Below are 23,941 nucleotides of genomic sequence, written 5' to 3' on the forward strand. Positions count from 1 at the left end.
ATTTCTATTCTATTGTATTCAAATTAAAGAGAAGCCTTATAAATTTCTAAGATATCATCTTTTTTAAGTTCAACAACACCCTTTATTGAACCGCCAGAATGCCTTGCTGCCGCTTCTGCCATCTCTTCTAATTTTTTATCATCAATTCCCACTTCGCCAAGAGTCATTGGAATATTCATGTCTTGTTCAAAAAATTTGTGAAGATTAGCAATAGCTTTTTTAGCGTCGTTAAATTTATCCTCGCTTGGCTCTACTCCAAAGACATTCACTCCAAAATCTCTAATCATATCTACTGTGTCCTCATTTAAAATATAGCTCAAAAATCTTGGAGTCAAAATTGCAAGTCCAATGCCATGAGTAATATCATAAAAGGCAGAAAGCTCGTGTTCCATTGGGTGAACTGACCAAGGTGTCGCCTTTCCAGTTGATAGAAGTCCATTTATCGCCCAGCTTGATGCCCACATAATATTTGATCTTGCTTCGTAATTTTCTGGCTCTGCCATGGCAATTGGTCCATAGTGAATGCAAGTTTTTAAAATTCCCTCTGCAAGTCTATTTTGCATATAAGCTCCATCCTTTAATGTGAAGTAATTTTCCATTGTGTGACTCATTATGTCAGCGACACCTGCAGCTGTATGCTTTGCATTAACTGTGTAAGTTATTTCTGGATTTAAAATTGAAAATTTTGGAAGAGTGTAAGGTGACCCAAATGCAAGTTTTTGTTTAGTTTCGGGATTTGTAATAACCCCTCCGGCGTCCATTTCAGAACCAGTTGCTGCAAGTGTAAGAATAGTGCCAATAGGGAGTGCCTTTTCAATTTTTGCCTTTCTAATCACAATATCCCATGGATCACAATCTAAAAATACTGCTCCCGCAACTAATTTTGATAAATCAATTACAGAACCACCTCCAACTGCCAAAATAAAGTCCAAATCATTTTCTTTAAGGATTTTTACGCCTTCTCTTGCTGACTCAACTCTTGGATTGGGTTCAATGCCAGAAAGTTCTTTGTAGAAAATATTGTTTTCTTCAAAAATTTTTATTATCTCGTCATAAAGCCCACTTCTTTTGATAGAGCCTCCTCCATAGGAAAGCAGAACTCTGCTGCCATAATTTTTAATTTCCTTTGCCAAATTTTTCATTTGGTCCCTTCCAAAAAGAATTTTCGTACTCACATTAAAAATAAAATCTCTCATAATAACCTCCTAGTTCTTAAATTGTGAATTGTATAATTCCGCATAAACTCCATTTTTCTCAATTAAGTCGCTGTGACTACCCTTTTCAACAATGTCCCCCTTGTCTAAAACTAAAATTAAATCTGAATTTACAATTGTCGATAACCTATGTGCAATTACAAAATTTGTCCTATCGTGCAGAAGATTTTTCATCGCCTTTTGAATTAGCGCCTCTGTTCTCGTGTCAACAGATGAAGTCGCTTCATCTAAAATTAAAATTTCTGGGTCGGACAAAAGTGCCCTTGCTATAGTAATAAGTTGTCGCTGTCCCTGAGAAATATTTGTAGCCTCTTCATTTAAAACTGTATCATAACCCTTGGGCAGTTTCTCAATAAAAGAATGACAATAAGCCCTCTTTGCTGCATCAATAACTTCATCTAGCGTGGCATCTTCACGTCCGTACAAAATATTTTCATAAATTGTGCCGTGAAACAACCACGAATCTTGAAGAACCATTCCAAAAAGAGAGCGCAAGTTTTTTCTCGAAACATCCCTTATATCCCTTCCATTTATCTTAATACTTCCCCTATCAATATCATAAAACCTCATGAGAAGATTTACAATAGTAGTTTTGCCTGCACCAGTAGAACCTACTATGGCAACAGTTTTATTTTTTTCAACTTCAAGATTAAGATTATTTATTACAGGTTTTTCTTTGTCGTAGGAAAAACATACATTTTTAAATTCAATATCCTCCACAGGTTTTTTTATTTCATCTTTTACAATTTCAACTTCAGCTTCTTGATCCAAAAATTCAAAAACCCTTTCAGCAGCTGCAATAGATGCTTGAAAAATTGACGCCATCTCCGCAAGCTGCTCAATAGGATTTGCAAGTCTTCTTACGTATTGAATCACAGCTTGAATATCTCCCACAAATAACTTGCCAGATAGCACTAAAAGCCCGCCAACTATTGAAAGCATTACATATCCAATATTTGAAATAAAGGTCATTATAGGGAGCATGATGCCCGTCATAAAGGAAGCTCGATAACTTACTTCATAGAGGTTTTCATTTATCTCTAAAAATTCTCTCTCAGCCCTACTTTCATAATTAAAAGCCTTAATTAGTTCAGAACCAGAAAAGTTTTCTTCGACAAAACTTACCATAGATCCTATACCCCTTGACTTTCTTCTAAAATATCCTTGAGATTTGCTAGAAATAAATTTTGTAGAAAAATAAGTCATAGGAAGAGTAAATAAAAATACCAAAGTTAAAATTGGTGAAATTTTTATCATCACAGTCAAAATTCCTACAATTAAAACTATAGAAGATAAAACCGAAGAAATCGTCTGTTGCAAATTCTTTCCGAGAGTCTCCACATCATTGGTCATCCTAGATAAAAGGTCGCCGGTTTTATTTTTGTCGTAATATGCTGTGGGGATGTACTTAACTTTCTCAGAAATTTCCCTCCTAAATTTTGCAATTAAATCCTGCGTCACATCTACTAAAATCCTGCCCTTAAAAAATTCAAAGGCACCTTGCAATAAATAGACCACTGCCATAATTATACAAATTTTTATTACATAATCAAATTCTATAGCTGTATTCATCTTCAAATTTTCAAAAATACGCGTAGTGATATTTCCCATTAACTTTGGTGAAACTATCTCAAAAATAGAAGAGCCAATAGTTAGAAAAATGGCGAGAAATAAAAGACCCTTATAATCTTTTAAATATGAAGTTATCCTTAAAATTGTATTATTTTTCTTCATATGCTTGCCCCTGACTTGTCGCAATTTCCCTATAAATTTCATTTGTCTTCATTAAACTATAATGATTTCCATAGCCCGCCACTTCACCATCTTCTAATACCAAAATTTTGTCGGCATTCAAAATAGTAGCAACTCTTTGTGCAACTAGAATTACAATTTTATCCCTTAAATTTTTCTTTAAAGTTTGTCTAAGTTCATAATCAGTTTTATAATCTAATGCAGAAAAGGAATCGTCAAAAATATAGACTGACGCATCACGAGTAAGTGATCTTGCAATTGCAAGTCGCTGTCTCTGTCCTCCCGAAAGATTTTTTCCTCCCCTTGCAATTTTTTTGTTCAATGGATCTTCGCCCAAAAAACCATCTGCATCAGAATTTTTTATTGCCGCAAGCATTTTTTCTTCCTCAGCATTTTCCTTTGCATAGGATAAGTTTTCTGCAACAGTTTTTGAAAAAAAGAAATTTTCCTGTGGCACATATGAGATTTTATCTCTTACTCCATAATTATTTAAACTCTTGATGTCTATTCCGTTTATAAAAAGTTCGCCATCTCCCGGCTCATAAAATTGAAGCAAAAGTCTTAAAAGAGTCGACTTTCCAGAACCCGTTCCACCAATTATGCCAAGAGTCTCTCCCTTTTTGACCTTAAAACTTATATCCTTTAACACCTTTAAATTTGCATCAGGATAAGAAAAGGACAAATTTTTTGCCTCAATCTCATAAATTTCACCTGATAAATCTTTTTCGCCACCAGTTTTTGTAGAATTAAAGTCTAAAACTTCGTTGATTCTCTCCATAGAAGCAAAAGTTCTAGGTAAAAGCGTTAAAAGAAAACTCATCATAATCATTGCGGATAAAACTTGTGTAATGTACTGAATAAAAGCCATGAGTTCTCCAATGCCTAAATCTCTAATGTCAATTAATTTTGAACCAAAAAATAGCACAAAAATAATTCCAAAATTTAAAATAGTGCCAAGCATCGGTCTAACATTTACAAGAAGCTTATTTACCTTAATAGCCATCTCTTGATAAGATATATTTGCCTCATCAAAAATTTTCTCTTCATATTCATCCTTTGAAAAAGCTCTTATGACCCTAAGACCTGTAAGTCTTCTTCTAAAAAGTTCATTTAGTTTATCAAGTCTCTTTTGCAAAATTGGAAAATAGGGAAGTCCTATTTTAAAAACATAAAAAATTCCAATAGCAATAAAGGGAATGGTAATAGGAAACACAATGGAAAGCTTCACATTTGTAGAAAGTGCCATAATAAGTCCACCAATAAACATAAGTGGACCTCTAATTAGCGGTCTAAGTCCCATTAAAACCATTTGCTCCACTTGATCTACATCATCCGTAGTTCTCGTTATAAGTGATGAAATGGAAAAATGTTCCACATCATCAAAGCTGAGATAATTTATCTTTTTAAAAAGTTCATACCTAAGATCGCGCGAAAAAGCCATAGCAGTTTTTGAAGAATGATAGGCAGCAGAAGCTCTACACATAACAGTGAGTATCACAACAAAAATCATAACTGCACCAATTTTTAGCACATAACTTGTGTCGCCATAAGCCACGCCCTTGTCAATGACAAGACTCATAAGTTTTGGCAAAAAAAGTTCACCTAAAGCATTGCCAAAGGTAAGCAAAATAACTACTATTATTCTAATTTTATATTTATTAAGTCCTTTATATATACTCATAAATCCTCCATCTTTCCATTATAACATATAGATATTTAAAAGATAATCAAAGGACTTAATAAATAAAAAAATCCCAGCTTTATACAGCTGAGATTTTATCAAAGAGATTGCTTAATTAAATTTTTCTGCTATTTCCTTTGTAATCAATAAGAATTCTCTTATTTCATCAAAGGTATTGCAGTGAAGTGGAGATACTCGAATTGCCCCTGTGAGATTTAAGGCTTCAACTATTCTCTTAGAATACATTGAATCGTTAGTCCTATTAAATAGTGTTACTCCTCTTTCCGCATACTCAAGAACTACATCTTGGAAGGAGATTCCCTTTATCTCAATAGCACTTATTAGGTCCCTATTATCTAGATTTTCATCATCGACAAATACTGTAACACCTTCTATGTGTCTCAAACCAGATATTTTTTCATCACCTTCTAGCATGAAGTATAGAAGAGCCTTTTCTTGTGCTGCAATTTTATTAATTCCTTCTACAAATTGTTCTCTCCTATTTTCTGTATTTATAAATTCTTTGCCAATGTCACAAACATAGTCTATTACTTTCCTCATTGACAAATATACTGTTGGAGCTGGTGTCCCTATTGTCCACTCGTCATAAGGTTTAGCAAGAAGTTTATCATGATTTAATTTTGACAACCTATCTGAACAATATCCAAAACCTACTCCCCTATTTGCAAAAAATTTATAAGGAGCAAAGTTAGTGAAGTCTAATCCGTCTTTTACAACATCAATTACACCATGAGGTGCGTGTTGAACAGCATCAGAGATGAAGTAAACATCGTTTTTCTTTTCTCTAATTAACTCATTAATTCTTTCTAAATCCATTATGTTTCCAGAAATATTTGAAGCCGCAATTACGCTTACTACTACTGTGTCTTCATCTACAAGCTTGGCTACTTCTTCAGGCTCAACAAAACCAGTTTTTGGATTTACCTTTGCAACCCTAAATTCAAGATTATTTTTTTCTGCTGCAATCTTTAAAGAGTCATAAGCAGAAGGGTGTTCAACATTTGTTGTTACAACGTTCTTACCTTTAATATTTTCACAGATAATTCTGGTTGCTTTAAAGAAACATGATGAAGCAGAAATTTCAGTCATAATAGATCCATCTTTTGCACCAAAAACGGTTTTCAAAAGATCCTCCATTGTGCCATTGACAAGTTTAGTTAAGTCTAAAGCCCTCTCATGATATCTCAATGGGCAATCAGGGAAAAGGTCCCAAGAAACTTTTTCTGTAATTGATTCTGTCAACCTAAGAGATCCACCTGCATTATCCATGAATAATCTCTTGCCATATCTTGGGTCATAGTTTAAATAAGCAAATTTAGATCTCAATTTATCTAAATACTCATCAGAAAAAACATTCTTATACATACTTCCACTCCTAACTTTAATAAATTTCTACTAACTTCTTTTTTATCTATAACTTGCAACAAGTTGGACTTCCACAGGCGCATTACCAGGAAGTGAATATACTCCAATTGCAGCTCTTGAACAAATTGCAATTTCTCCTAAGTTCTCTACAATATATTCAGATGCAAAGTCAGCAATTTTTGATTGTGATGTGAAGTCTTCTTCAGCGTTTACATAAACTGTCATAGTTACAATAGAGTCTATCTCTTGATTTTCTTCAAGTGTATTTTTTATAGCAACGAGTGCATTTTTTGTTGCTTGTCTCACTCCATCTCTGAACTTATTGAGATCATCAGATAGCATAATCCTACCTTCTATAATTAATTTTCCATCTAATCTTGGTGTCATACCTGCTGAAAAAATTAAATTTTGTGATTTCTTAGCTGGTATATATTTTCCTTGAGGAATTGGGTTCTTTTCCATTATTTTGACCTATACCTTTCTATCATTTCTACGATTCTATCTACTGCATCTGATGCTTTTTTAGGATCTTGAGAGAAGTTAAGTCTTATGCAATCATCAAACTGTGGTCCAAATTCAGTACCAACTGTTACTATTACATTTGCATGAGCTCTTAAAATCTTAACAAAATCTCCAATACTTACATCCAGTTTAGGTAGTTTAGGAAAGATGTAAGATCCACCTTCGGTTGGTCTAATCTTAACTCCTTCAACACTTCTAAATTTAGCAACTAAGTCATCTCTGATTTCTTGATGTGCCCTTATCCTATCTTCTAACCATCCTTCAGGTTCATCAAACCATAAATCTAACATTGCTTGGTTATAACCTGGAGCCCTAAGGGATACTATAGCTTGAAGTTTTTCCATTCTATCAATAATTTGCTTAGATCCATAAGCTATACCAAGTCTAAATCCACTCATTGATTCAGTCTTTGATGGTCCCATAATAGTTATTAGCTTGTCAAAATCTACATCTTCATTAATCATATGGTGGTATTCACGTCCATCAAAAATTTGTCTTGAGTATAATTCGTCAGCAAGTAAAGTAACTTCATACTTCCTGGCTAATCTCGCTATTTCTTCAAGTTCTTTCTTTGAGTAAACAGCACCAGTTGGATTACCTGGGTTTGTAAATAAGAAAACTCTTACTCCATCTTTAAAAGCATTTTCTAGAGCATTAAAGTCAATCCCTGAACTTCCTGAAGGCGCATTTAGATAGTCTAATTGGATTGGATAAATGTCTGCTTCCAGAAATTCTGCTAATTTTCTATTATCAAAATAGTCTGGTTCTAAGATTGCTACCTTATCATCTGCAGCAATTAGAGAACTCATAGCTAAGAATAATGCTCCCTGCGTGCCTGGAGTTATAATTATATTATCATTAGGATCTATTTTTACTCCTGTGAAATCTTCAATATTCTTAGCAACTTTTTCACGAATAAACTTGTGACCTCTATATTCAGAGTAAGCTTGCTTTCCACCAGCCTTATAGGACTCAATGAATCTTTCTAAGGAACCTGGTATAGGCGGATGAGCATCTACATCACCATGTGAAAAATCAACAAACTCTCCTTCAAGTTTTTCACCCCTTAGCTCAAGTTTTTCTTCAGCTTGAAGCCCTTCTTGACCTGGGGCATTATCAATACCTAATTTTTTAAATTTTTCTTCAACTCTAGTCATTTTTTATCTCCTTATATTTTATTATGAATTTAATACTTCTCTATCTAGTTCACCAACTGAGTGAGCTACAACTATAGTTCCGGCTAGGTCTCCTGTGATATTTGCTGTAGTGTGACAAATATCAATTACAGGCCATATCGCTGCTAATATAGGCACCAAAGTCAATGGCATTCCTAATGTTTGTAGTAAAACAGTTGACATTACAATTCCAGCGCCTTTAACACCAGCAGCTCCTATAGAGAGCACAAGACCCATAAATACAAATTGTATTAATGCTCCTGCAGTAATATCATATCCATATAAATTTGATGCAAATACAGAAATAACACCTAACGCTACTGCCATACCATTCATGTTACAAGTGTTTCCTAAAGGAAGTGTAAATCCATATATTTTTTCTGGTATTCCTAATTCATTTTTCGATAAATCAATAGATACAGGTAAAGTTGCAGCTGAAGATGTTGTAGATGCTGCTACAATCATTGCTGGAGCAATTTTTTTCAAGAAAAGGAAAGGACTTATCTTTGCTAAAGCTTTTACTAGTAGTGGTTGAAGTATAAAAATTACCACTAAACAAGCAACCCAATCCGTAATTATCATATTTAATACTTGCATTAACATTGATCCAGAAAGTTTTGTCATCATATCAGCTATTAAAGCAAATATTCCAAAAGGAGAAATCTTCATAACAAGTTCTGTCATTTTTAACATTAAGTCTGCGCCTTGTTCAATAACCTTAACTAAAGTCTTTGCACTATCACCTAATATTAAAAGTACAACTCCACTGAATAAAGCAAAAACTATTATCTGTAATGTATCTCCATTTGTTAAAGATTCAAATATATTTGTCGGAATCCAACCTATCATATTCTCTACGAAACTATACTCTTGAGCCTGACCGACTTCTGAAGTTAATAAATCAACAACACCTTTACCCGGCTGACTTATTAGTGCAAAACCCATTCCAATAGCTGCAGCTATTGTTGATGTAATAATGTAAAATAGAACTATTCTTATACCTACAGTTCTTAGTTGTTGAATATCTCCCATCTTTACTACGCCACTAATTAGAGTAGTTAAAACAAGTGGTGCAATGAGCATCTTTAAAAGTCTCAAGAATATTTCGCCCATAAACTTTATGTAAGGCACTACACTTGGACTAAATATTCCAACCAATGCACCTAATACTATGGCGATTACTATCTGTTGCCATAATTGTAACTTTTTCATAATATACCTCCTTAATTTACCTATATATTATGATATAATCATAACAGTAAAACCTTTTCACTGTCTAATACGTATTCTTGTATAAGATTATATGAGTTTGATTATAGGAGATATTATGTTTGATTATAATGAATATGTTTATGAAGTTTATGTGCATAAAAGTTTTTCTAATGCAGCAAAATCATTGTTTGTTTCTCAGCCCTCTCTCAGTAACATTGTAAAAAAAGTTGAGGATGATTTGGGAGTTGTCTTATTTGATAGGAAGTCAAACCCAATTCAATTAACTGAAGCTGGAAAAATTTATATAGACGCAATAGAAAAAGTTATGGAGTTAGAAAAAATAACTTCTGAAAATTTAAAAAAATTAACTGACTCTAAACAAAATATTTTTACTCTTTGCGGATCAACTTATTTTTGCACCCAAGTATTCCCTGAGATTATTGAAAAATACTCTGATATTGATCCCGAACTAAAAATTGCAATAATAGAAATTGGAACAGGTGAGATTGATGACTTTTTAAAATTTAACTTGGCCGATTTAGGCGTCTGTGTTGAAAATTTAAATCCAAAATTATTTAACTCAAAAGTTTGGTTCAATGAAGAATTAATTTTGGCCGTACCTAAGTCTAATTCAATAAATGATGATTTACTTGAGTTCGCTTTAAGTTATGAAGACATAACTAATTTGGATAATGTCAGCCAAGAAAAGTGTGTTGATTTAAAATTATTTCAAAATGAAAATTTTATTTTCTTGAAAGAAGGTAATGATTTACATGATCGTGCTATGAACATTTGCTACGAGTATGGTTTTAGACCAAATATTTTAATTTATATGGATCAGCTCCAAACTTCCTACGACATAGCAAAATCTGGCAAGGGAATAGTATTCATTAGAGATCGTATTGTTAAACAGGATAAATTTAATGACTCACTACTTTATTATAAATTGAAAAGTGATAATGCAAAAAGAAGTGTTAACTTATTTTATCTGAAAAATAAAGTCTTCTCTGACAAGGAGAAAGAATTTATTAAATATCTAAAAAGTTTTCAACTTTAATTTCTTATATAATAAATCATATAAAAATATGCAATTATTCCTATGGTCAATCCCTTGAAGTCATCCTTCTTTCATGCTAATTTAATCTTATAAAATATTTTATAAGAAGATAATTTATGAGAATTGGAATTATAGGATATGGAAATGTTGGAAAGGCTTTTGTTAAGCTTTTAAAAATAAAAAATAAATATCTTGAGACTTTGGGTATAAATCCTATCTTGACTTATGTACTTGATAGTAAAGGCGGAATTTATAATTCCAATGGAATTGACTTTGATAACGTGATTATTTCCGAAAGCCTAAAGTCTAATGAACTTTATGACAAGAAAATAAATTTTGATTTTTTGATGTCTAATAAGGATATTGATGTTCTAATGGAATAGAAAATCTAGATGCCGAAGAAGTTATTGCCGCAAAAAATAATAATATGCGATATAAACTAGTGGGATCTTGTATCAGAAATGACGATAAGATAAAAGCTGAAGTTGGCTTAAAACTAGTTAATGAAGATGACACTTTATATTCAATTAACGGAAAAAATAAAGGCGTTAAATATAAAACAGACACCATTGGAGAATTAGTTATTATAGGGGCTCTATGTCAAATATTGGGGAGACTCGTTAATTCGAGTCTCTCTTTCCATTAAAAAATCAATACTTAGGCGCTATTAGAATATCAAAACTAAAATAACTAAAAAATTACTAAAAATAGGTATAGCAAACAAAACCCCTAGGGGTTTTGTAAAATTTTCCCGTTTTCATATCATTACTTACAAGCAAACATGATTCTCTTTCTAAACAAATTGAAATTTTTCATACCAAAACAATTTCTTTTTAAAGTCTTTATCTTAGTATGAGTTCCTTCAAGTGGACCATTAGACCAAGGATAATCAAAAGAATTACATATCTCATCAAACCAGTTATTAAAAGCAGTGATACAAGATTTAAATTCTTTTAAATCAGATTCTTCAGCTCTTCTTATCCATTCCCTTAAAGATTTAGATGCTCTAACTCTATTGGGTTGACTTAGAACATATTGGTAAAACAGTTCCTTTAACCTATATGCTAACTTCAAATCGTTGTTTAAATCAAGCATTAAAGAAACTTCTTTAGCTTGTTCAGTTGTTAAATTAGAAGCAGGTTTTGTAAGTAGACTCCTACTTCTCTTAAAATACTTTCTAAGCTTAGAAGAAATATCTTTTTGAATCCTCTTTCTAACATTCTCTAAAGCCCATGAAACTTGTCTTATGAAATGATACCTATAACTATATGGATAGAAGTTTTAAAGAACCTATTCTTAACAGACTTAAAGGTATTGGACATATCACTTACAAAAAACTTAACTTCTTGTCTCTCCTTGTTAGGAACTTTTTTAAAGTATTTAAACAAAAAGTTCTTATCCCTAGTAGGCAAAATATCAATGACAGAGTGCTTATCACCATTAAGAAGAGAAGTTTGATACTTAATATTTCCACTATCACCTTTAAACTCATCTATACACAATACACTTGAAAGTTTTGCTCTTGAAACACATAAACAATGTAAAATTCTCAAAACAGTATTAGAAGAAACATTATACCTACTAGCAATAGAAGAGCTAGAATGAAGTTCATTAAATTCAGCAACAATAGCAAAAACAAGCCTATAAGTCATAGTGTGACCCTTAGCAATAAAATAAAGTTCTCTTTCAAAACGACAACCACAAGACTTACAATCATACCTAGTCTTCTTTAAATGAATAAGACATTTCTTACCATGAATATGAGTATCCTTAATCTTTTGAATCCTATGATCATGAACCCAAATCTTTGTAGAACCACAGTGAGGACAAGTATCCATCTTTGTAACAGAAGCATAAATGTGAACAAATTCCTTATCCTCACAAAAACTATCAAAAATTACATCTTTAAAACCCAACAAATTCATGTTATTATTATTTTGCACTTATATGCACCTCCTAACAAAGTTTGTTGTTATTTTAAGTTTAGGACTAAATGCGTATAAGTGCAATTTTTTTTACATAAAAATATCTGTTAGAGATTTACTCCCCAACAGATATTATAGAGCCTTTTTATTTTGTAAGCCAAGGATTAGTCAAGAATCTTTGATACTACTCCTGATGCTACTGTTCTTCCACCTTCACGAATGGCAAATCTTAGTCCTTCGTCCATTGCTATTGGTGTGATTAGTGTTACTGTAAATGTGGAGTTGTCTCCTGGCATTACCATTTCTGTTCCTTCTTTTAGTTGGATATCTCCTGTTACGTCTGTTGTTCTGAAGTAAAATTGTGGTCTGTATCCGTTAAAAAATGGTGTGTGTCTTCCGCCTTCTTCTTTTGTTAGTACATATACTTCGGCTTCAAATTTTGTGTGGGGATGTATTGTTCCTGGTGCTGCTAGTACTTGTCCTCTTTGGATTTCTTCTCTTTGTACTCCTCTTAGTAGTGCTCCTATATTGTCTCCTGCTTGAGCTTGGTCTAGTTGTTTTCTAAACATTTCTACACCTGTTACTACTACTTGTCTTTTTTCTTCTGTTAAGCCTACTACTTCTACTGTGTCCCCTACTTTTACTACGCCTTGTTCTACTCTTCCTGTTGCTACTGTTCCTCTTCCTGTGATTGAGAAGATGTCTTCTATTGGCATTAGGAATGGGTGTTCTGTGTCTCTTGCTGGTGTTGGAATGTATTCGTCTACTGCTTCCATTAGTTTTACGATTTTGTCTCCCCATTCTCCGTCTGGATCGTCTAGTGCTTTTAGTGCTGATCCTACTATGATTGGTGTGTTGTCTCCGTCAAAATCGTATTCTGATAGCAAGTCCCTTACTTCCATTTCTACTAATTCTATTAGTTCTGGATCGTCTACTTGGTCTTCTTTGTTTAGGAATACTACTATCTTTGGTACTCCTACTTGACGTGCTAGTAGAATGTGTTCTCTTGTTTGTGGCATTGGACCGTCAGCTGCTGATACTACTAGGATAGCTCCGTCCATTTGTGCTGCTCCTGTGATCATGTTCTTTACATAGTCAGCGTGTCCTGGGCAGTCTACGTGTGCGTAGTGTCTGTTTGGTGTTTCGTATTCTACGTGAGATGTGGATATTGTGATTCCTCTTTCTCTTTCTTCTGGTGCTTTGTCAATGTGAGCGTAATCTACGAATTCTCCACTGCCATATCTCTTGTTCATTACAAGTGTGATTGCTGCTGTTAGTGTTGTTTTACCGTGGTCAACGTGACCAATTGTTCCAATGTTTACATGTGGTTTATTTCTTTCAAATTTTGCTTTAGCCATGCTATTCCTCCTAGGATTTTTTAAATTAACTTCATGATACATCAAATTTAAATTTTTTTCAACATTTAAGCCATTTTAAGACTTAAATATGCTCTAATTTTTTCTAACAAAAGTGTTCATAAAATATATTACAAATAATATTGAAGCGAATTCTGCGATTACATATCCCCACCATATTTCATTGACTGTGAAAAATTTTATTGCAATATATGCTACTGGTAGGAGCACAATTATTTGTCTTAATATAGAATCAAATAATGCTAAAATTCCATTGCCAAAGGCTTGAAAAACTGCTACCCCAACGATTGATATTCCAGCAAATATATATGATAATGCACATATTCTTAACATTGGTATTCCAATTTCGAGCATCTTGCCACTTGCTGAGAATATGGAAAGTAGTTCTCGTGGGAAAATTATTATAATTGCCGATACAATTATCATCATTCCTGTTACTGCTAAAAAGGCGAGTTTTATTGATTTTACAATTCTCTCTTTATTTTTTGCACCATAATTGTAGGCAACTATTGGCACCAATCCGTTATTCACTCCAAAGACTGGCATAAATACAAAGGACTGTATTTTGAAATATGCTCCAAGTGCCGCAATTGCAGAAGTTGATATTGCTGAAAGCATTTTATTTAGCACATAAATTGTAAAGGATTGAATTGTAATTGTAATCATAGAAGGGACTCCAACTACGTATATTCTCTTCACTATATCTAAATCTAAAACTGGTTTCTTAATTGTTATCTCTTCATTGAATTTATATTCGAAAAAGCATCCAAAGAGAGCTCCTATAATTTGTCCCATTACAGTTGCAATTGCCGCTCCCTTTACTCCCATGGCAGGAAGTCCAAAATATCCAAATATAAAAATTGGATCAAGGATTATATTTAATATTGCCCCAATGAGTTGCGTGAGCATTGTGAATATTGATCTTCCCGTGGACTGTAAGAGCCTTTCGAGAAAAATTTGCATAAAAACTCCCATAGATAGACCCATTACAATTTGGAGATAATCTACTCCATAATTTATTATATTCTCGTTTGTCGTCTGTGCTGACAAAAAAGGTCTTGGCAGAAACCTTGAAATTATTAGAAGTATTATTCCGTAAATTATTGCAAGAGACAAACCTGTCTCGGCAACCCTATTTGATTTTTCAAAATTCTTTTCTCCCAAGTACCTTGATATCAAAGAGTTCATTCCTACACCAGTTCCCACTGCCATTCCTATCATTATATTTTGAATGGGAAAGGCAATTGAAATTGCTGTAAAGGCCTCTTCGTTAATCTTTCCAATGTAATAAGAATCCACTAAGTTATACATAGATTGTATAAACATAGAAACTACAATAGGAAAGGATACTTGAAATAAAAGCTTTGGGATTGCCATTGTCCCCAATTTATTTTCATTACTTTGCACCTAATCACTCCCTAACTTTTTTATAAGCCTATCTATTATATATTAGATTTTAAAATTTTTAAAGCTTATGCAATTTAAAAAGAAGTTAGAAATTATAATTTCCCAACTTCTTATAAATTTATATTTTATTTTCTCTTACAAGTAATTATATTTTGAAAACAATAATAATTAATTAGTATTAAGTCCACTAATCTTATAAAATTCTATATGTATTTACAAAAAATTATAGGTTTTTGACTTTTGATTACTTCTACACCGATAAGAAATACAATGTCATTTAATAAAACAACTATACTCCTAAATTCAGACTCTTTATATTTTGAAATATTTCCAAATAACATTATAATCAATGATGTTATTAAAAATAAAAAAATATTTGTATATCTTATCAATAATTTCTTTCATTTTTTGCTTAATTCTTATATCTGATAAAAACTTTAGAATAAAATAAAACGTCCCACAGAGATATTTTATAAGAATATAATTTATCATCTGATTTTTCCATAGGATAAAATACAGCCATTACTCGAAAATCTCCTTTACTATTTAATTCATCTGTACATGGATTTTCTATTAAAATTTTCTTGTCTAATTCAGTATTTATATAAAATACTCTATCTCTTATTATCTGTCCTTGATTATCTTTTATAAAAAATATAGCTAAACTAACTAGTATATTTTCTTCAAAATTAATATCATTTATTAGTTTATCAAAATATGGTGAATTATTTAACTCTTTTTCTATATCTATAAATATATGTTTTTTCAGATCATCTTTATTTTTGAAATTTTCATCTAACTCATCAAATTTATAATCTAATAGTGCTAAGTTTTCTATCCATCTAAGTTTATTTTTTTTATTTTTCTATATAAATTTTTTGTATATGTCGGCTCTATTTTTTGTGTTGACTTTGTTCCATAATCTTGAACTGTGAATCTAAAATGTTTAATTATGTCAATTTTATTTTTGTTTAGTTCCCAAAAAAATCAAAATATAATCATTTAAATTTAAACCAGTATTTTCTGTTTTTATTAAAATGTTTGAAGATGCTTTCTTTGTTTCTGGGAACTTTATTCTCTGTATATTTGAACTCTTTAATTCATTAATCGAAAATCTTTTATTTTCGAAATTGTTAATCAGCACCGTATTAAATAACAATTCTTTATTTGTTGAGAAGTTAATGTTTAAGTTTATTTCATTATTTACATTTTTCCTTTGTCGTTTAATGCTATCGTTCTGATATTATTTTCTGATCCTAATATTTGAATATTGGTGCATTCATAATTAACTAAATCTTCATTTTTATAAAATTCAAAAAAATTTAAAAATAACAAAACGGTCAATAAAATTCCACTTAGTATAAGCTTTTTAAGTGATTTCATATTATTTTTACAATCATGCCTTCTCTTATTTCTATCATATTATTTTTTTCAAGAAATTCTATCATGTGAGCCGCAATATTATAACTATAGGAAAGCTTATCTCTGATTAAAAGTATATTCTCTTCTAGATTATATTTTGTTTCTAAAGCAAAATATACATCTGGAACCAATTCTGAATAACTGAAATTTAATATCCTCCTATAATTACTATTATATAATCTAATAGTGCCTTTTTTATTAAAATTTTGTTTAAATTCAGCAATATAATTTTGTTTTTCTATGTTATTTATTCTTTTAATTTTTTTCATTGTTAAAGGTATAAATTCTTTTGTTATCTCTGAAGTCCTTTTTATATCTATAATAAGATTATTTAAATACAATACATCGCTACCATTGATTAAATAAATATTTTTATTATTAGTTTTTCTTAACTTATAAAGAACATATAGCATTCCACAGTACTCATTGGAATCTTCTGAATACCAAATCACAAAATTCTTTAAAGTAGTACTCGCTACTAAATACTCAAGTTTGTCTAAAATACTTCTTATATTTATTTCATTTTCCACATAAGGATCTAAGCATACCTGAAACTCAAGGTTTTCTATTTCTTGTAAATTTCCAATGTCAAAGGAAATTGGTATTGATAGTATTTTTAATTCTCTATTAAAATCCTTTAAAACTCCTTCTAACGACTGAGAAAAACAAATATTAATAGTTTCTTTTTGATTCATAGCTATAAGTTTCTGGATATATACAAACTATCATTAAAAACTTTAACACCCGCTGAATTCCAACAGTTATGGAAACTTCTAAATTCAAAAACATCTCCTTTTTTATAATCAATATAAGGAGAGTTGGACCTAACATTTCCATAACCTCTTGTAGAAGATGCTGAATTTATTGAATGATAATTTTTGAACATATCTCCTCTTACACTTACTTCATATTTTTCAGGTGCTGATGTAGATGCCCACCCTCTTATTTTCTTAGTAAATCTATTTACATTAAAACCAGAATAAGCTAATGCTATATCGGGGATAAATGACTTACTATTTATATCAGACTCAATTATATATCCTTCTTTATACCCATCATAATTATATCCTTCTAAATATTTAGAAGAAGTTATGTCATAGAATTCTTCCGTATAATCTGTATGTAATTTTTCCGCACATACAACATTTATAGTTCCAATTAATATTATTAATATTAAAATAATTTTTTTAATAATAATCTCCTTATATAATACATTTAGGTTTTTAAAGGTAACCTATAAACCTTGAAAACACCTCCTATGTTTAATTTATTTACTTATTTATATTTTTAACACTTTAAATTATTTGTTTAAAAATATTGCACTTTAGTTTTTTTGTCAATACATTTTATCTTTCTCTATTTCTTTTTCTTCTTTTAACAGTAATAATATGTTCGTAATAGTATAGATAAATAAGGCTAAACCAATAAGACTTATTATATTTTCAACAATTTGAAAAAAAGCTAAATACTTTATGCTTTGACTTATATCTCCTGTGATTTTCCATTTAATATGATTTATAAAATAAATTATAGAATCAAAACCTAATCCCCTACTTCCAAATAGCATCATTACTATCGAACTAATTAAATATAAAAAATATTTTAATATTTTATAAATTTTTTCCATATTATGTTTTTCCTCATTCAAGGCTATCACTATGCATAAAATGCTATACTCCTAAGGTTATGTTGAAGTCATAAAATTTTCTAGCAAACCAACTTTCTGATTTTGTTACAGAAAATCCAACTGACTCTAATAATTCTACATCAAAATAATAATTTTTTTCATCGTAATCTTCTTTTTATTAATAAAAACTATGTCTACACTAATCTCTTTTATTAATATAATATGAACATTGGAAACATCTCTTCTCTTTTAGCTTAATATAACATTTGCTTGTTTTTTAGTCAATACGTTTTCCTATTTTTTTCTTTTATACTATTTTTTGTCACGAATGTTTGATGAACCTAGACTTTTCCCCTTTATAAAATTTTTATCATCTTTTAATATATTCCTTAAATATGTTAAAATAAGATTATGAGGTGAATAAAATGAAATTATTAATTACGAGTAATATTCCTGAAAAAATTTATGACGAACTAAATAAAAATTTCGAGATAACTTATCACGACTCCAATATGCCTTTAAAAAAAGAAGAAATTATTGAAAAGATAAAGGGTCAAGATGCACTTTTGTGTCCTCTATCTGATAAAATTGATAAGGATGTAATTGACGCAGGAAGTGACTTAAAAATTATTGCAAACTACGGAGCTGGTTTTGACAATATAGACATAAACTACGCAAGAGAAAAAAATATTGTTGTTACAAATGCACCGGCACCTGCATCTGCCGTTTCCACTGCGGAACTTGCCTTTGGACTAATGCTTGCTGCTGCAAGAAAAATTGTGTCAGGCGACAAAGTTACAAGAAGAGGAGAATTCTATGGTTGGAGACCAACTTTTTACCTTGGAAGTCAACTTAAGGGAAAAACTCTTGGCATAATTGGTCTTGGAAATATTGGCAAAAATCTAGCAAAAAGAGCAAGAGCCTTTGAGATGAATGTAATTTATTATTCACGCACTAGAAAAGAAGATTTTGAGAGTGAATACAATATTGAATATAGAACAAAGGATGATGTAATTAAAAATTCTGACTTTTTGAGTCTTCACACTGCCTATGTGCCTGAACTACATCATATGATTTCTAAAACGAACTGGATATGATGAAAAAAAGTGCTATATTAATAAATGCTTCAAGAGGTCCAGTTGTGGATGAAGATGCCCTTGCTGATGCCCTAATAGAAGGAAAAATCGCAGGAGCTGCTCTTGATGTATATGAAGAAGAACCAAGAGTTAATGAAAAACTAATAGACCTAGACAATGTAATCCTTGCTCCTCACCTTGGCAATGCTACTTTTGAAGCAAGGCTAGAAATGGGTGAAAATGCAAAGGACAATTTAATTGATTTTAAAAATGGAAAAACTCCAAAGAACAAAGTAAACTGAGGTGTAAGATGATAAATTATTACAGTCCCCAAGAAATGAAAATTTGGTCGGGTAGAATTGACGACGAAAAGGATTATGAAAGCTTTAGATGGCATCAATGGGTTAAGCCCCTTGACTTAAATGACGATAGCCTAACTCCCTTTGACGGTAAACTTGGTTTTGGAATAATTGGTTTTGAATCAGACCAAGGTATTGAGCTAAATAAAGGTAGATTTGGTGCTGCTGCAGGCCCTGCTGAAATAAGAAAGGAACTTGCAAAACTTCCTTGTCAGTTTTCTAAAGATCTTAAAATTTATGACTGCGGTAATGTTACAAGTAAATACACAACTCTTGAGGCAAGCCAAGATGAACTTGCAAAGGCTGTAAAAAAAATTTTAGAATTAAATTTATTCCCACTAGTTCTAGGCGGCGGTCACGAAACTGCCTTTGGTCATTACAAGGGAATTAGCACATATCTCGACGATAGAGAAGACAATAAAATAGGCATTTTAAATTTCGACGCTCACTTTGACCTACGACCTTACGAAAAAGGTACTGGAACAAGTGGAACAATGTTTAGACAAATCGCCGACTATACTCGTGAAAAGGGAACTAATTACGCATACTATGTTATTGGAATCCAAAAACATTCTAACACTCTTGCACTTTTTAGAACTGCTGAAGATTTAGGAGTAAAATATGTGTTAGGAAAGAATTTTGTCAATGGAAATTTTTTGAGATAACTCATGAACTTGATGAATACATTGCAGAACAAGATCATCTATATATTACAATTTGTATGGACTGCTTCACATCTTCCTTTGCACCAGGAGTTTCTGCACCACAACCCCTTGGAGTTGACCCAGAAAAAGTAATACTTCTTCTAAAACATATCTTTTCAACGGGCAAGCCAATTAGTTTTGACATCTGTGAAGTTTCTCCAAGATTTGACCACGACTCTGTAACTGCTAACTTAGCTTCAATTTTAGTCTACACAGTTGTATCAACTATGGCGCAACGCATATTGGGCAAGGAAAATAAAAAATACATCCCTCGATAAAATTTAATATAAGTGTCTCTTATTTATTGATTACCCTCTTTACTTGGAAAATAGTAAGGAGGGCATTTTTATGGATATGCTTAAAAATGATTGATAAAAACTTGTGAAAGCGTTATAATTTACCTGAATGAACTGCTAAATTTTTATCAAGGGATCATTATATGACTAAAAAAGTTCTCATCTTGACTTTTATTTTAATCTTTACAATGGCTTGACAATGGCTTGCTCAAAAGCTAATTTATATTCTTTAAAAACTGACTTAAGCCACGAGGAAAATGTCGAGAAATTAATCAATCAATTGGATTGGGAGAATAAGGATTCCTACAAAATAGAAATAAAAGATAAGACAATTACTATAATTTTTGACAATAATATAGATTATTTTAATGCCAATCTAAAACCTTATTTTGTAAATGGAGTTTATTTATTGATCTTGACAAATGCTGATGATATCAATTTCAAAAATAAAAGAGGTTCATTTTTTGGTATCGATAAAAAAATAGCAAATGTGTTTTTATATGCTCAATGTAATAAAAGTTTAGATGATATTAAAAATAGCGAAGAAGAATTCCACAAATTAGAAAAATTTATGAAAAATTTAAAAGTCGATTCATAATTCTATGTTTTAGAAATGCAAAAAATATTTTATTGGAGGTGGTAGTATGAAAAAGTTTTTCTATTTTTTATTAGTGCTTTTAATTAGTGTGCCTTTCATAGCTTTTGCTCAAGATAAAAATGCAGAAAGTCCTAAAGTAAAGAAAATTGTTACTGTTGGTTATTCTTTAAAGGATAAATCAAAAATTTTTGGCGATAAGTCTATTGAAGAGATAGACAAAATATTAGATTCAAAGTGCAGAGAACTTCTTGAAAATGATTTTGATTCTACTTTATCCCATAATTCTTATAATGATTATGATGGGCTAATAATAACTGTTAGCTATCCTCAATCTAATAATCACTAAAATATGCCTTAGTCTTCCGATAAAATAATAAACCTCTCTTTTCTTTGTGATTGAGAGGTTTATTTGAGTTGTTTATGTTTTATAAAGAGTTTCCAACTTCAATACTTATTTCGTAAAACTTATCTAGTATATCTTCTAATTTTAAATTTTTCTTAATCTCTTTAGATTTATCCATGACTTTATTTCCCTTGTGCATCATAATTAGCCTATCTCCATACTTTAAGGAATACTTTAAATTGTGAGTTACCATTAACGCTGTCAAGTTTTTTTCTCGCACTATTTTATTTGTGATTTGCATGACTATATCTGCAGTCTTTGGATCAAGTGCTGCTGTATGCTCGTCTAAGATTAAAAAATCTATAGGCACGAGAGTCGCCATAAGCAGTGCAAGGGATTGTCTTTGACCACCAGATAAAAGTCCAACCTTGTCATCTAACTTGTCCTCTAGTCCAAGTCCAATTTCACTTAACATTTCTCTATAAGCTTCTTTTTCTTCTTATTTATTCCACGAGTTAAATTCCATGATTTATTTTTATTTTCTGCCATAGACAAGTTCTCTAATATTGTCATATTTGGAGATGTGCCAACTTTTGGGTCTTGAAATACTCTTCCAATTTTTTTATATCTTTTGTGTTCAGGAATTTTTTTAAGATTTTCATCATCTATTAATATTTCTCCACTATCTTCTCTTATGGAACCACAAATAATATTTAAAAGAGTGGATTTCCCCGAACCATTGGAACCAATTATGGATACAAATTCTCCCTTTCCAACCTTTAAATTAAAATCTTTAAATAATTTATTCTCATTTATTGTTCCAATGTTAAAGGTTTTGTCAATTGATTTAAGTTCAAGCATTTTTAACCTTCTTCCTACTTCTTCCAGCAATTAAAATTACAAGAAAAATAATTGCCGTTATGAGTTTCATTGAGTTTGCTGAAAATCCAATTGCAATTGCCAAGGCAATGGACGCCTTGTATAAAATTGATCCAATTAAAACTTTTGTGGAATCTTTAATAAAATTAAAACCCTCTAAAAGTTTTATTCCAAGGACAACTGCCGCAAGTCCCATGACCATGGAGCCCGTTCCCATGGAAACTTCAAAAAATCTCTGTTCCTGAGCTACTAATCCGCCACTTAATGCCACAAGTCCATTTGAAAAGGAAAGTCCTAAAATTTTTACCGTCCCTGGATCCACTGCCATAGTCCTAACTAGAATCTCGTTGTCACCGCAAGCTTTTAAGATAAATCCTGCCTTTGTCTTTAAAAATTCGTCCAATAAAATTTTTATGATTATAACCGTGGGAATCATAACAAATAATACTGTGAACTTCGATAATTCATCGGGAATAAAATTTGCCATTCCCGTAGTAAAAATAGTGTCGCTGCTAAAAATTGGAACATTGGCTTTGCCTGCAATTTTTAAATTAATAGTCCAAAGTGCAGTTTGCATTATAAGCCCTGCCAAAAGGTCTTCTACTTTTAATTTTATGTGGATTAGTCCAGTAAGAGAACCTGCAATTGCACCTCCAAAAAAACTTATTAAAAGTGCAAGTGCTGGATTTATTCCCTTTAAAATTGCAAAAACACTTATGGCAGCACCTAGTGGAAAGGAGCCGTCCACAGTTAAATCGGGAAAATCTAAAATGCTATAAGCTATATAAAGACCAAAAGCTAAAAAACTATAAGTTAGCCCTTGTTCAATTACTCCCATTAAAATATCCATTTTATTTATTTACCTTCTGCTAAATTTATTTCAGAAAAATTTTCCACAGCTCTATCAAGAAGATCCTTTGGAATTTTTATTCCAAGATTTTCCGCAACCTTTGAATTAAGATATAAATTTGGCTCTAAAATTGTTTCGTAGGGCATTTCCCTTGCCTCTTTTTCGCCCTTTAAAATTTTTGACGCCATCTTACCAGTTTGATTTCCAAGAGAAATGTACTCAATACCCTCTGAACCAAGACAGCCCATTTTAACTTGCTCAATTTCTGAACCAAATACAGGAATTTTCTTTTCATTTGCCTTGTCAAGAATAGTTGGAAGTGAATTTACTACTGTGTTGTCTAAAAGATTTGTAATTGCATCAACCTTTGACAAAATATTATCTGTGGCAAGTGGTATGTCTGCTGTTGTGTTTATCGCTTCATCGACAATTTTAAAATTATATTTTCCTGCAAGATCCTTGTAAATTTTTAACATTGAATCAGAATTTGCCTCACTTGATGTGTGGAGAATTCCAATATTTTTTGCATCGGGAAGAATTTCTCTAATCATTTTTAGCTGCTCTTCTACGGGAAGAATATCACTTGTGCCAGTAATATTTCCCACTGGATTTTTATTTTCATCTGCAACTTGTGCCGCTACTGGATCAGAAAGTGCTGTGTATACAACGGGTATATCTGTGTTTAATGTCGCATTATAAGCACTCATGGCAGCTGGTGTCGCTATTGCAATTATCATGTCAACTTTATTTGACACGAAAGAGTTTGCAATTTGGGCAGAAATCCCCATGTCTGCTTGCGCATTTTGGTAATCAATTTTTAAATTTTTACCTTCAACAAATCCTTCTTCCTTTAGTCCTTCAATTAAACCTTCTCTACAATTATCTAGCGATGGATGTTGCGCAAACTGAAGTATCCCAATTTTTAAAACATCATCGCCCCTAGAAGCACTTTCACCTTTTTCGCCTTTTGCACAACCCACTAACAACAATAATGACAATACTAACAAAATTTTTTCATTTTTTTCTCCTTTTCATCAAACTATGAGAGAAGGATGGAAATAAAAAAAGACTTCCATCCCT

24 protein-coding genes, 1 pseudogene and 1 other annotated feature (1 of these 26 cut by a window edge) are annotated in these 23,941 nt (G+C 31.5%); of the genes and pseudogenes, 8 read left to right on the forward strand and 17 right to left on the reverse strand.

The genetic code is table 11. The features are described from left to right. Nucleotides 1–23 precede the first annotated feature (23 nt). From BIV18_RS04860 to BIV18_RS04890, 7 genes are all read right to left on the reverse strand, one after another. Entirely contained in the window at nucleotides 24–1,196 is a 1,173-nt protein-coding gene (locus tag BIV18_RS04860; protein ID WP_075659545.1) for an iron-containing alcohol dehydrogenase, read from the reverse strand. Nucleotides 1,197–1,205: 9 nt separating this feature from the next. Then, nucleotides 1,206–2,948: an ABC transporter ATP-binding protein gene (locus BIV18_RS04865; RefSeq protein WP_075659546.1), complete on the reverse strand. Its 1,743-nt coding sequence runs from the start codon at nucleotides 2,946–2,948 to the stop codon at nucleotides 1,206–1,208. Continuing rightward, a complete protein-coding gene (locus BIV18_RS04870) occupies nucleotides 2,935–4,647 on the reverse strand; it encodes an ABC transporter ATP-binding protein (protein WP_075659547.1) in 1,713 nt (570 codons plus the stop codon). Before BIV18_RS04870 ends, BIV18_RS04865 begins: the two co-directional genes overlap by 14 nt. 111 nt (nucleotides 4,648–4,758) lie before the next feature. Continuing rightward, a complete protein-coding gene (locus tag BIV18_RS04875) occupies nucleotides 4,759–6,033 on the reverse strand; it encodes an aminotransferase class V-fold PLP-dependent enzyme (RefSeq protein WP_075659548.1) in 1,275 nt (424 codons plus the stop codon). Between the two features lie 42 nt (nucleotides 6,034–6,075). Next, nucleotides 6,076–6,495 (reverse strand): RidA family protein, encoded by a 420-nt coding sequence (locus BIV18_RS04880; RefSeq protein ID WP_075659549.1) that lies wholly within the window; start codon nucleotides 6,493–6,495, stop codon nucleotides 6,076–6,078. Continuing rightward, entirely contained in the window at nucleotides 6,495–7,712 is a 1,218-nt protein-coding gene (locus BIV18_RS04885) for a pyridoxal phosphate-dependent aminotransferase (RefSeq protein WP_075659550.1), read from the reverse strand. Before BIV18_RS04885 ends, BIV18_RS04880 begins: the two co-directional genes overlap by 1 nt. Nucleotides 7,713–7,733: 21 nt before the next feature. Then, on the reverse strand, nucleotides 7,734–8,942 hold the full coding sequence (locus BIV18_RS04890) for a dicarboxylate/amino acid:cation symporter (RefSeq protein ID WP_075659551.1): 1,209 nt from the start codon (nucleotides 8,940–8,942) through the stop codon (nucleotides 7,734–7,736). Nucleotides 8,943–9,057: 115 nt separating this feature from the next. Between BIV18_RS04890 and BIV18_RS04895 the strand changes: the two genes are divergently transcribed. The 3 genes from BIV18_RS04895 to BIV18_RS11425 all read left to right on the forward strand — a co-directional run bounded on the left by BIV18_RS04895 (nucleotide 9,058) and on the right by BIV18_RS11425 (nucleotide 10,645). Then, the gene (locus BIV18_RS04895; protein ID WP_075659552.1) at nucleotides 9,058–9,999 is read left to right on the forward strand and encodes a LysR family transcriptional regulator; all 942 of its coding nucleotides are present in this window, start codon (nucleotides 9,058–9,060) and stop codon (nucleotides 9,997–9,999) included. Nucleotides 10,000–10,115: 116 nt separating this feature from the next. Next, the gene (locus BIV18_RS04900) at nucleotides 10,116–10,382 is read left to right on the forward strand and encodes a hypothetical protein (protein ID WP_075659553.1); all 267 of its coding nucleotides are present in this window, start codon (nucleotides 10,116–10,118) and stop codon (nucleotides 10,380–10,382) included. Between the two features lie 44 nt (nucleotides 10,383–10,426). Then, the gene (locus tag BIV18_RS11425; RefSeq protein WP_075659554.1) at nucleotides 10,427–10,645 is read left to right on the forward strand and encodes a hypothetical protein; all 219 of its coding nucleotides are present in this window, start codon (nucleotides 10,427–10,429) and stop codon (nucleotides 10,643–10,645) included. A 119-nt stretch (nucleotides 10,646–10,764) separates the two neighbouring features. On the opposite strand, the gene BIV18_RS11225 is transcribed toward BIV18_RS11425, so the two are convergent. From BIV18_RS11225 to BIV18_RS04940, 6 genes are all read right to left on the reverse strand, one after another. Then, a complete protein-coding gene (locus tag BIV18_RS11225; protein ID WP_083635530.1) occupies nucleotides 10,765–11,247 on the reverse strand; it encodes a transposase in 483 nt (160 codons plus the stop codon). Then, a complete protein-coding gene (locus tag BIV18_RS11230; protein ID WP_083635531.1) occupies nucleotides 11,244–11,924 on the reverse strand; it encodes a transposase in 681 nt (226 codons plus the stop codon). The genes BIV18_RS11225 and BIV18_RS11230 overlap by 4 nt, the downstream gene beginning before the upstream one ends. A 164-nt stretch (nucleotides 11,925–12,088) precedes the next feature. Next, a complete protein-coding gene (gene tuf, locus BIV18_RS04915; RefSeq protein ID WP_075659124.1) occupies nucleotides 12,089–13,282 on the reverse strand; it encodes an elongation factor Tu in 1,194 nt (397 codons plus the stop codon). Between the two features lie 93 nt (nucleotides 13,283–13,375). Further along, nucleotides 13,376–14,707 carry an MATE family efflux transporter gene (locus BIV18_RS04920; RefSeq protein ID WP_178385771.1) on the reverse strand — a complete coding sequence of 444 codons (1,332 nt, stop codon included), beginning with the start codon at nucleotides 14,705–14,707 and terminating at the stop codon, nucleotides 13,376–13,378. Nucleotides 14,708–16,086: 1,379 nt separating this feature from the next. Next, nucleotides 16,087–16,824, reverse strand: a complete 738-nt coding sequence (locus tag BIV18_RS04930; RefSeq protein WP_075659556.1) for a DUF1835 domain-containing protein — start codon at nucleotides 16,822–16,824, stop codon at nucleotides 16,087–16,089. A gap of 641 nt (nucleotides 16,825–17,465) precedes the next feature. Further along, a complete protein-coding gene (locus tag BIV18_RS04940; RefSeq protein ID WP_144015201.1) occupies nucleotides 17,466–17,756 on the reverse strand; it encodes a hypothetical protein in 291 nt (96 codons plus the stop codon). Between the two features lie 425 nt (nucleotides 17,757–18,181). Here BIV18_RS04940 and BIV18_RS04945 point away from each other — a divergent pair. The 5 genes and pseudogenes from BIV18_RS04945 (at nucleotide 18,182) to BIV18_RS04960 (ending at nucleotide 21,135) form a co-directional block, all read left to right on the forward strand. After that, nucleotides 18,182–19,134: pseudogene (locus tag BIV18_RS04945) on the forward strand (2-hydroxyacid dehydrogenase family protein). Nucleotides 19,135–19,142: 8 nt separating this feature from the next. Then, on the forward strand, nucleotides 19,143–19,856 hold the full coding sequence (locus BIV18_RS04950) for a formimidoylglutamase (protein WP_268875144.1): 714 nt from the start codon (nucleotides 19,143–19,145) through the stop codon (nucleotides 19,854–19,856). 50 nt (nucleotides 19,857–19,906) lie between these two features. Beyond that, nucleotides 19,907–20,173, forward strand: coding sequence for an arginase family protein (locus BIV18_RS11235; RefSeq protein ID WP_268875186.1), 267 nt, complete (start codon nucleotides 19,907–19,909; stop codon nucleotides 20,171–20,173). A gap of 217 nt (nucleotides 20,174–20,390) precedes the next feature. Next, nucleotides 20,391–20,789, forward strand: coding sequence for a hypothetical protein (locus BIV18_RS04955; protein ID WP_075659559.1), 399 nt, complete (start codon nucleotides 20,391–20,393; stop codon nucleotides 20,787–20,789). A gap of 46 nt (nucleotides 20,790–20,835) precedes the next feature. After that, the gene (locus tag BIV18_RS04960) at nucleotides 20,836–21,135 is read left to right on the forward strand and encodes a hypothetical protein (protein ID WP_075659560.1); all 300 of its coding nucleotides are present in this window, start codon (nucleotides 20,836–20,838) and stop codon (nucleotides 21,133–21,135) included. Nucleotides 21,136–21,214: 79 nt separating this feature from the next. Here BIV18_RS04960 and BIV18_RS11530 read toward each other — a convergent pair whose 3' ends face one another. The 4 genes from BIV18_RS11530 to BIV18_RS04975 are packed head-to-tail and all read right to left on the reverse strand — an operon-like array spanning nucleotide 21,215 to nucleotide 23,868. Then, nucleotides 21,215–21,607, reverse strand: coding sequence for an ATP-binding cassette domain-containing protein (locus BIV18_RS11530; RefSeq protein ID WP_268875145.1), 393 nt, complete (start codon nucleotides 21,605–21,607; stop codon nucleotides 21,215–21,217). Continuing rightward, nucleotides 21,601–21,993 (reverse strand): ATP-binding cassette domain-containing protein, encoded by a 393-nt coding sequence (locus tag BIV18_RS11535; RefSeq protein ID WP_268875146.1) that lies wholly within the window; start codon nucleotides 21,991–21,993, stop codon nucleotides 21,601–21,603. The genes BIV18_RS11530 and BIV18_RS11535 overlap by 7 nt, the downstream gene beginning before the upstream one ends. After that, complete coding sequence (locus tag BIV18_RS04970) at nucleotides 21,986–22,861, reverse strand: ABC transporter permease (RefSeq protein WP_075659561.1); 876 nt, start codon at nucleotides 22,859–22,861, stop codon at nucleotides 21,986–21,988. The genes BIV18_RS11535 and BIV18_RS04970 overlap by 8 nt, the downstream gene beginning before the upstream one ends. A 5-nt stretch (nucleotides 22,862–22,866) precedes the next feature. Continuing rightward, nucleotides 22,867–23,868, reverse strand: a complete 1,002-nt coding sequence (locus tag BIV18_RS04975) for an ABC transporter substrate-binding protein (protein WP_235860786.1) — start codon at nucleotides 23,866–23,868, stop codon at nucleotides 22,867–22,869. Nucleotides 23,869–23,940: 72 nt separating this feature from the next. Continuing rightward, nucleotide 23,941, reverse strand: a binding site (T-box leader); it runs 246 nt beyond the window's last position.

This window comes from Peptoniphilus grossensis (assembly GCF_001940285.1).
In the GTDB taxonomy this organism is placed as follows: Bacteria; Bacillota; Clostridia; order Tissierellales; family Peptoniphilaceae; genus Peptoniphilus_A; species Peptoniphilus_A faecalis.

Excerpts from the sequence above, each read along its gene's own strand:
- BIV18_RS04960 (WP_075659560.1), top strand. The coding sequence starts at position 20,836 with ATGAAAAAGTTTTTCTATTTTTTATTAGTGCTTTTAATTAGTGTGCCT.
- BIV18_RS04940 (WP_144015201.1), bottom strand. The coding sequence starts at position 17,756 with ATGGAAAAAATTTATAAAATATTAAAATATTTTTTATATTTAATTAGT.
- BIV18_RS04970 (WP_075659561.1), bottom strand. The coding sequence starts at position 22,861 with ATGGATATTTTAATGGGAGTAATTGAACAAGGGCTAACTTATAGTTTT.
- BIV18_RS04890 (WP_075659551.1), bottom strand. The coding sequence starts at position 8,942 with ATGAAAAAGTTACAATTATGGCAACAGATAGTAATCGCCATAGTATTA.
- BIV18_RS11230 (WP_083635531.1), bottom strand. The coding sequence starts at position 11,924 with ATGAATTTGTTGGGTTTTAAAGATGTAATTTTTGATAGTTTTTGTGAG.
- BIV18_RS04865 (WP_075659546.1), bottom strand. The coding sequence starts at position 2,948 with ATGAAGAAAAATAATACAATTTTAAGGATAACTTCATATTTAAAAGAT.
- BIV18_RS04870 (WP_075659547.1), bottom strand. The coding sequence starts at position 4,647 with ATGAGTATATATAAAGGACTTAATAAATATAAAATTAGAATAATAGTA.
- BIV18_RS04880 (WP_075659549.1), bottom strand. The coding sequence starts at position 6,495 with ATGGAAAAGAACCCAATTCCTCAAGGAAAATATATACCAGCTAAGAAA.
- BIV18_RS11530 (WP_268875145.1), bottom strand. The coding sequence starts at position 21,607 with ATGTTAAGTGAAATTGGACTTGGACTAGAGGACAAGTTAGATGACAAG.
- BIV18_RS04875 (WP_075659548.1), bottom strand. The coding sequence starts at position 6,033 with ATGTATAAGAATGTTTTTTCTGATGAGTATTTAGATAAATTGAGATCT.
- BIV18_RS04900 (WP_075659553.1), top strand. The coding sequence starts at position 10,116 with ATGAGAATTGGAATTATAGGATATGGAAATGTTGGAAAGGCTTTTGTT.
- tuf (WP_075659124.1), bottom strand. The coding sequence starts at position 13,282 with ATGGCTAAAGCAAAATTTGAAAGAAATAAACCACATGTAAACATTGGA.
- BIV18_RS11425 (WP_075659554.1), top strand. The coding sequence starts at position 10,427 with ATGCGATATAAACTAGTGGGATCTTGTATCAGAAATGACGATAAGATA.
- BIV18_RS04930 (WP_075659556.1), bottom strand. The coding sequence starts at position 16,824 with ATGAATCAAAAAGAAACTATTAATATTTGTTTTTCTCAGTCGTTAGAA.
- BIV18_RS04860 (WP_075659545.1), bottom strand. The coding sequence starts at position 1,196 with ATGAGAGATTTTATTTTTAATGTGAGTACGAAAATTCTTTTTGGAAGG.
- BIV18_RS04955 (WP_075659559.1), top strand. The coding sequence starts at position 20,391 with ATGGCTTGCTCAAAAGCTAATTTATATTCTTTAAAAACTGACTTAAGC.
- BIV18_RS04950 (WP_268875144.1), top strand. The coding sequence starts at position 19,143 with ATGATAAATTATTACAGTCCCCAAGAAATGAAAATTTGGTCGGGTAGA.
- BIV18_RS04885 (WP_075659550.1), bottom strand. The coding sequence starts at position 7,712 with ATGACTAGAGTTGAAGAAAAATTTAAAAAATTAGGTATTGATAATGCC.
- BIV18_RS11535 (WP_268875146.1), bottom strand. The coding sequence starts at position 21,993 with ATGCTTGAACTTAAATCAATTGACAAAACCTTTAACATTGGAACAATA.
- BIV18_RS04895 (WP_075659552.1), top strand. The coding sequence starts at position 9,058 with ATGTTTGATTATAATGAATATGTTTATGAAGTTTATGTGCATAAAAGT.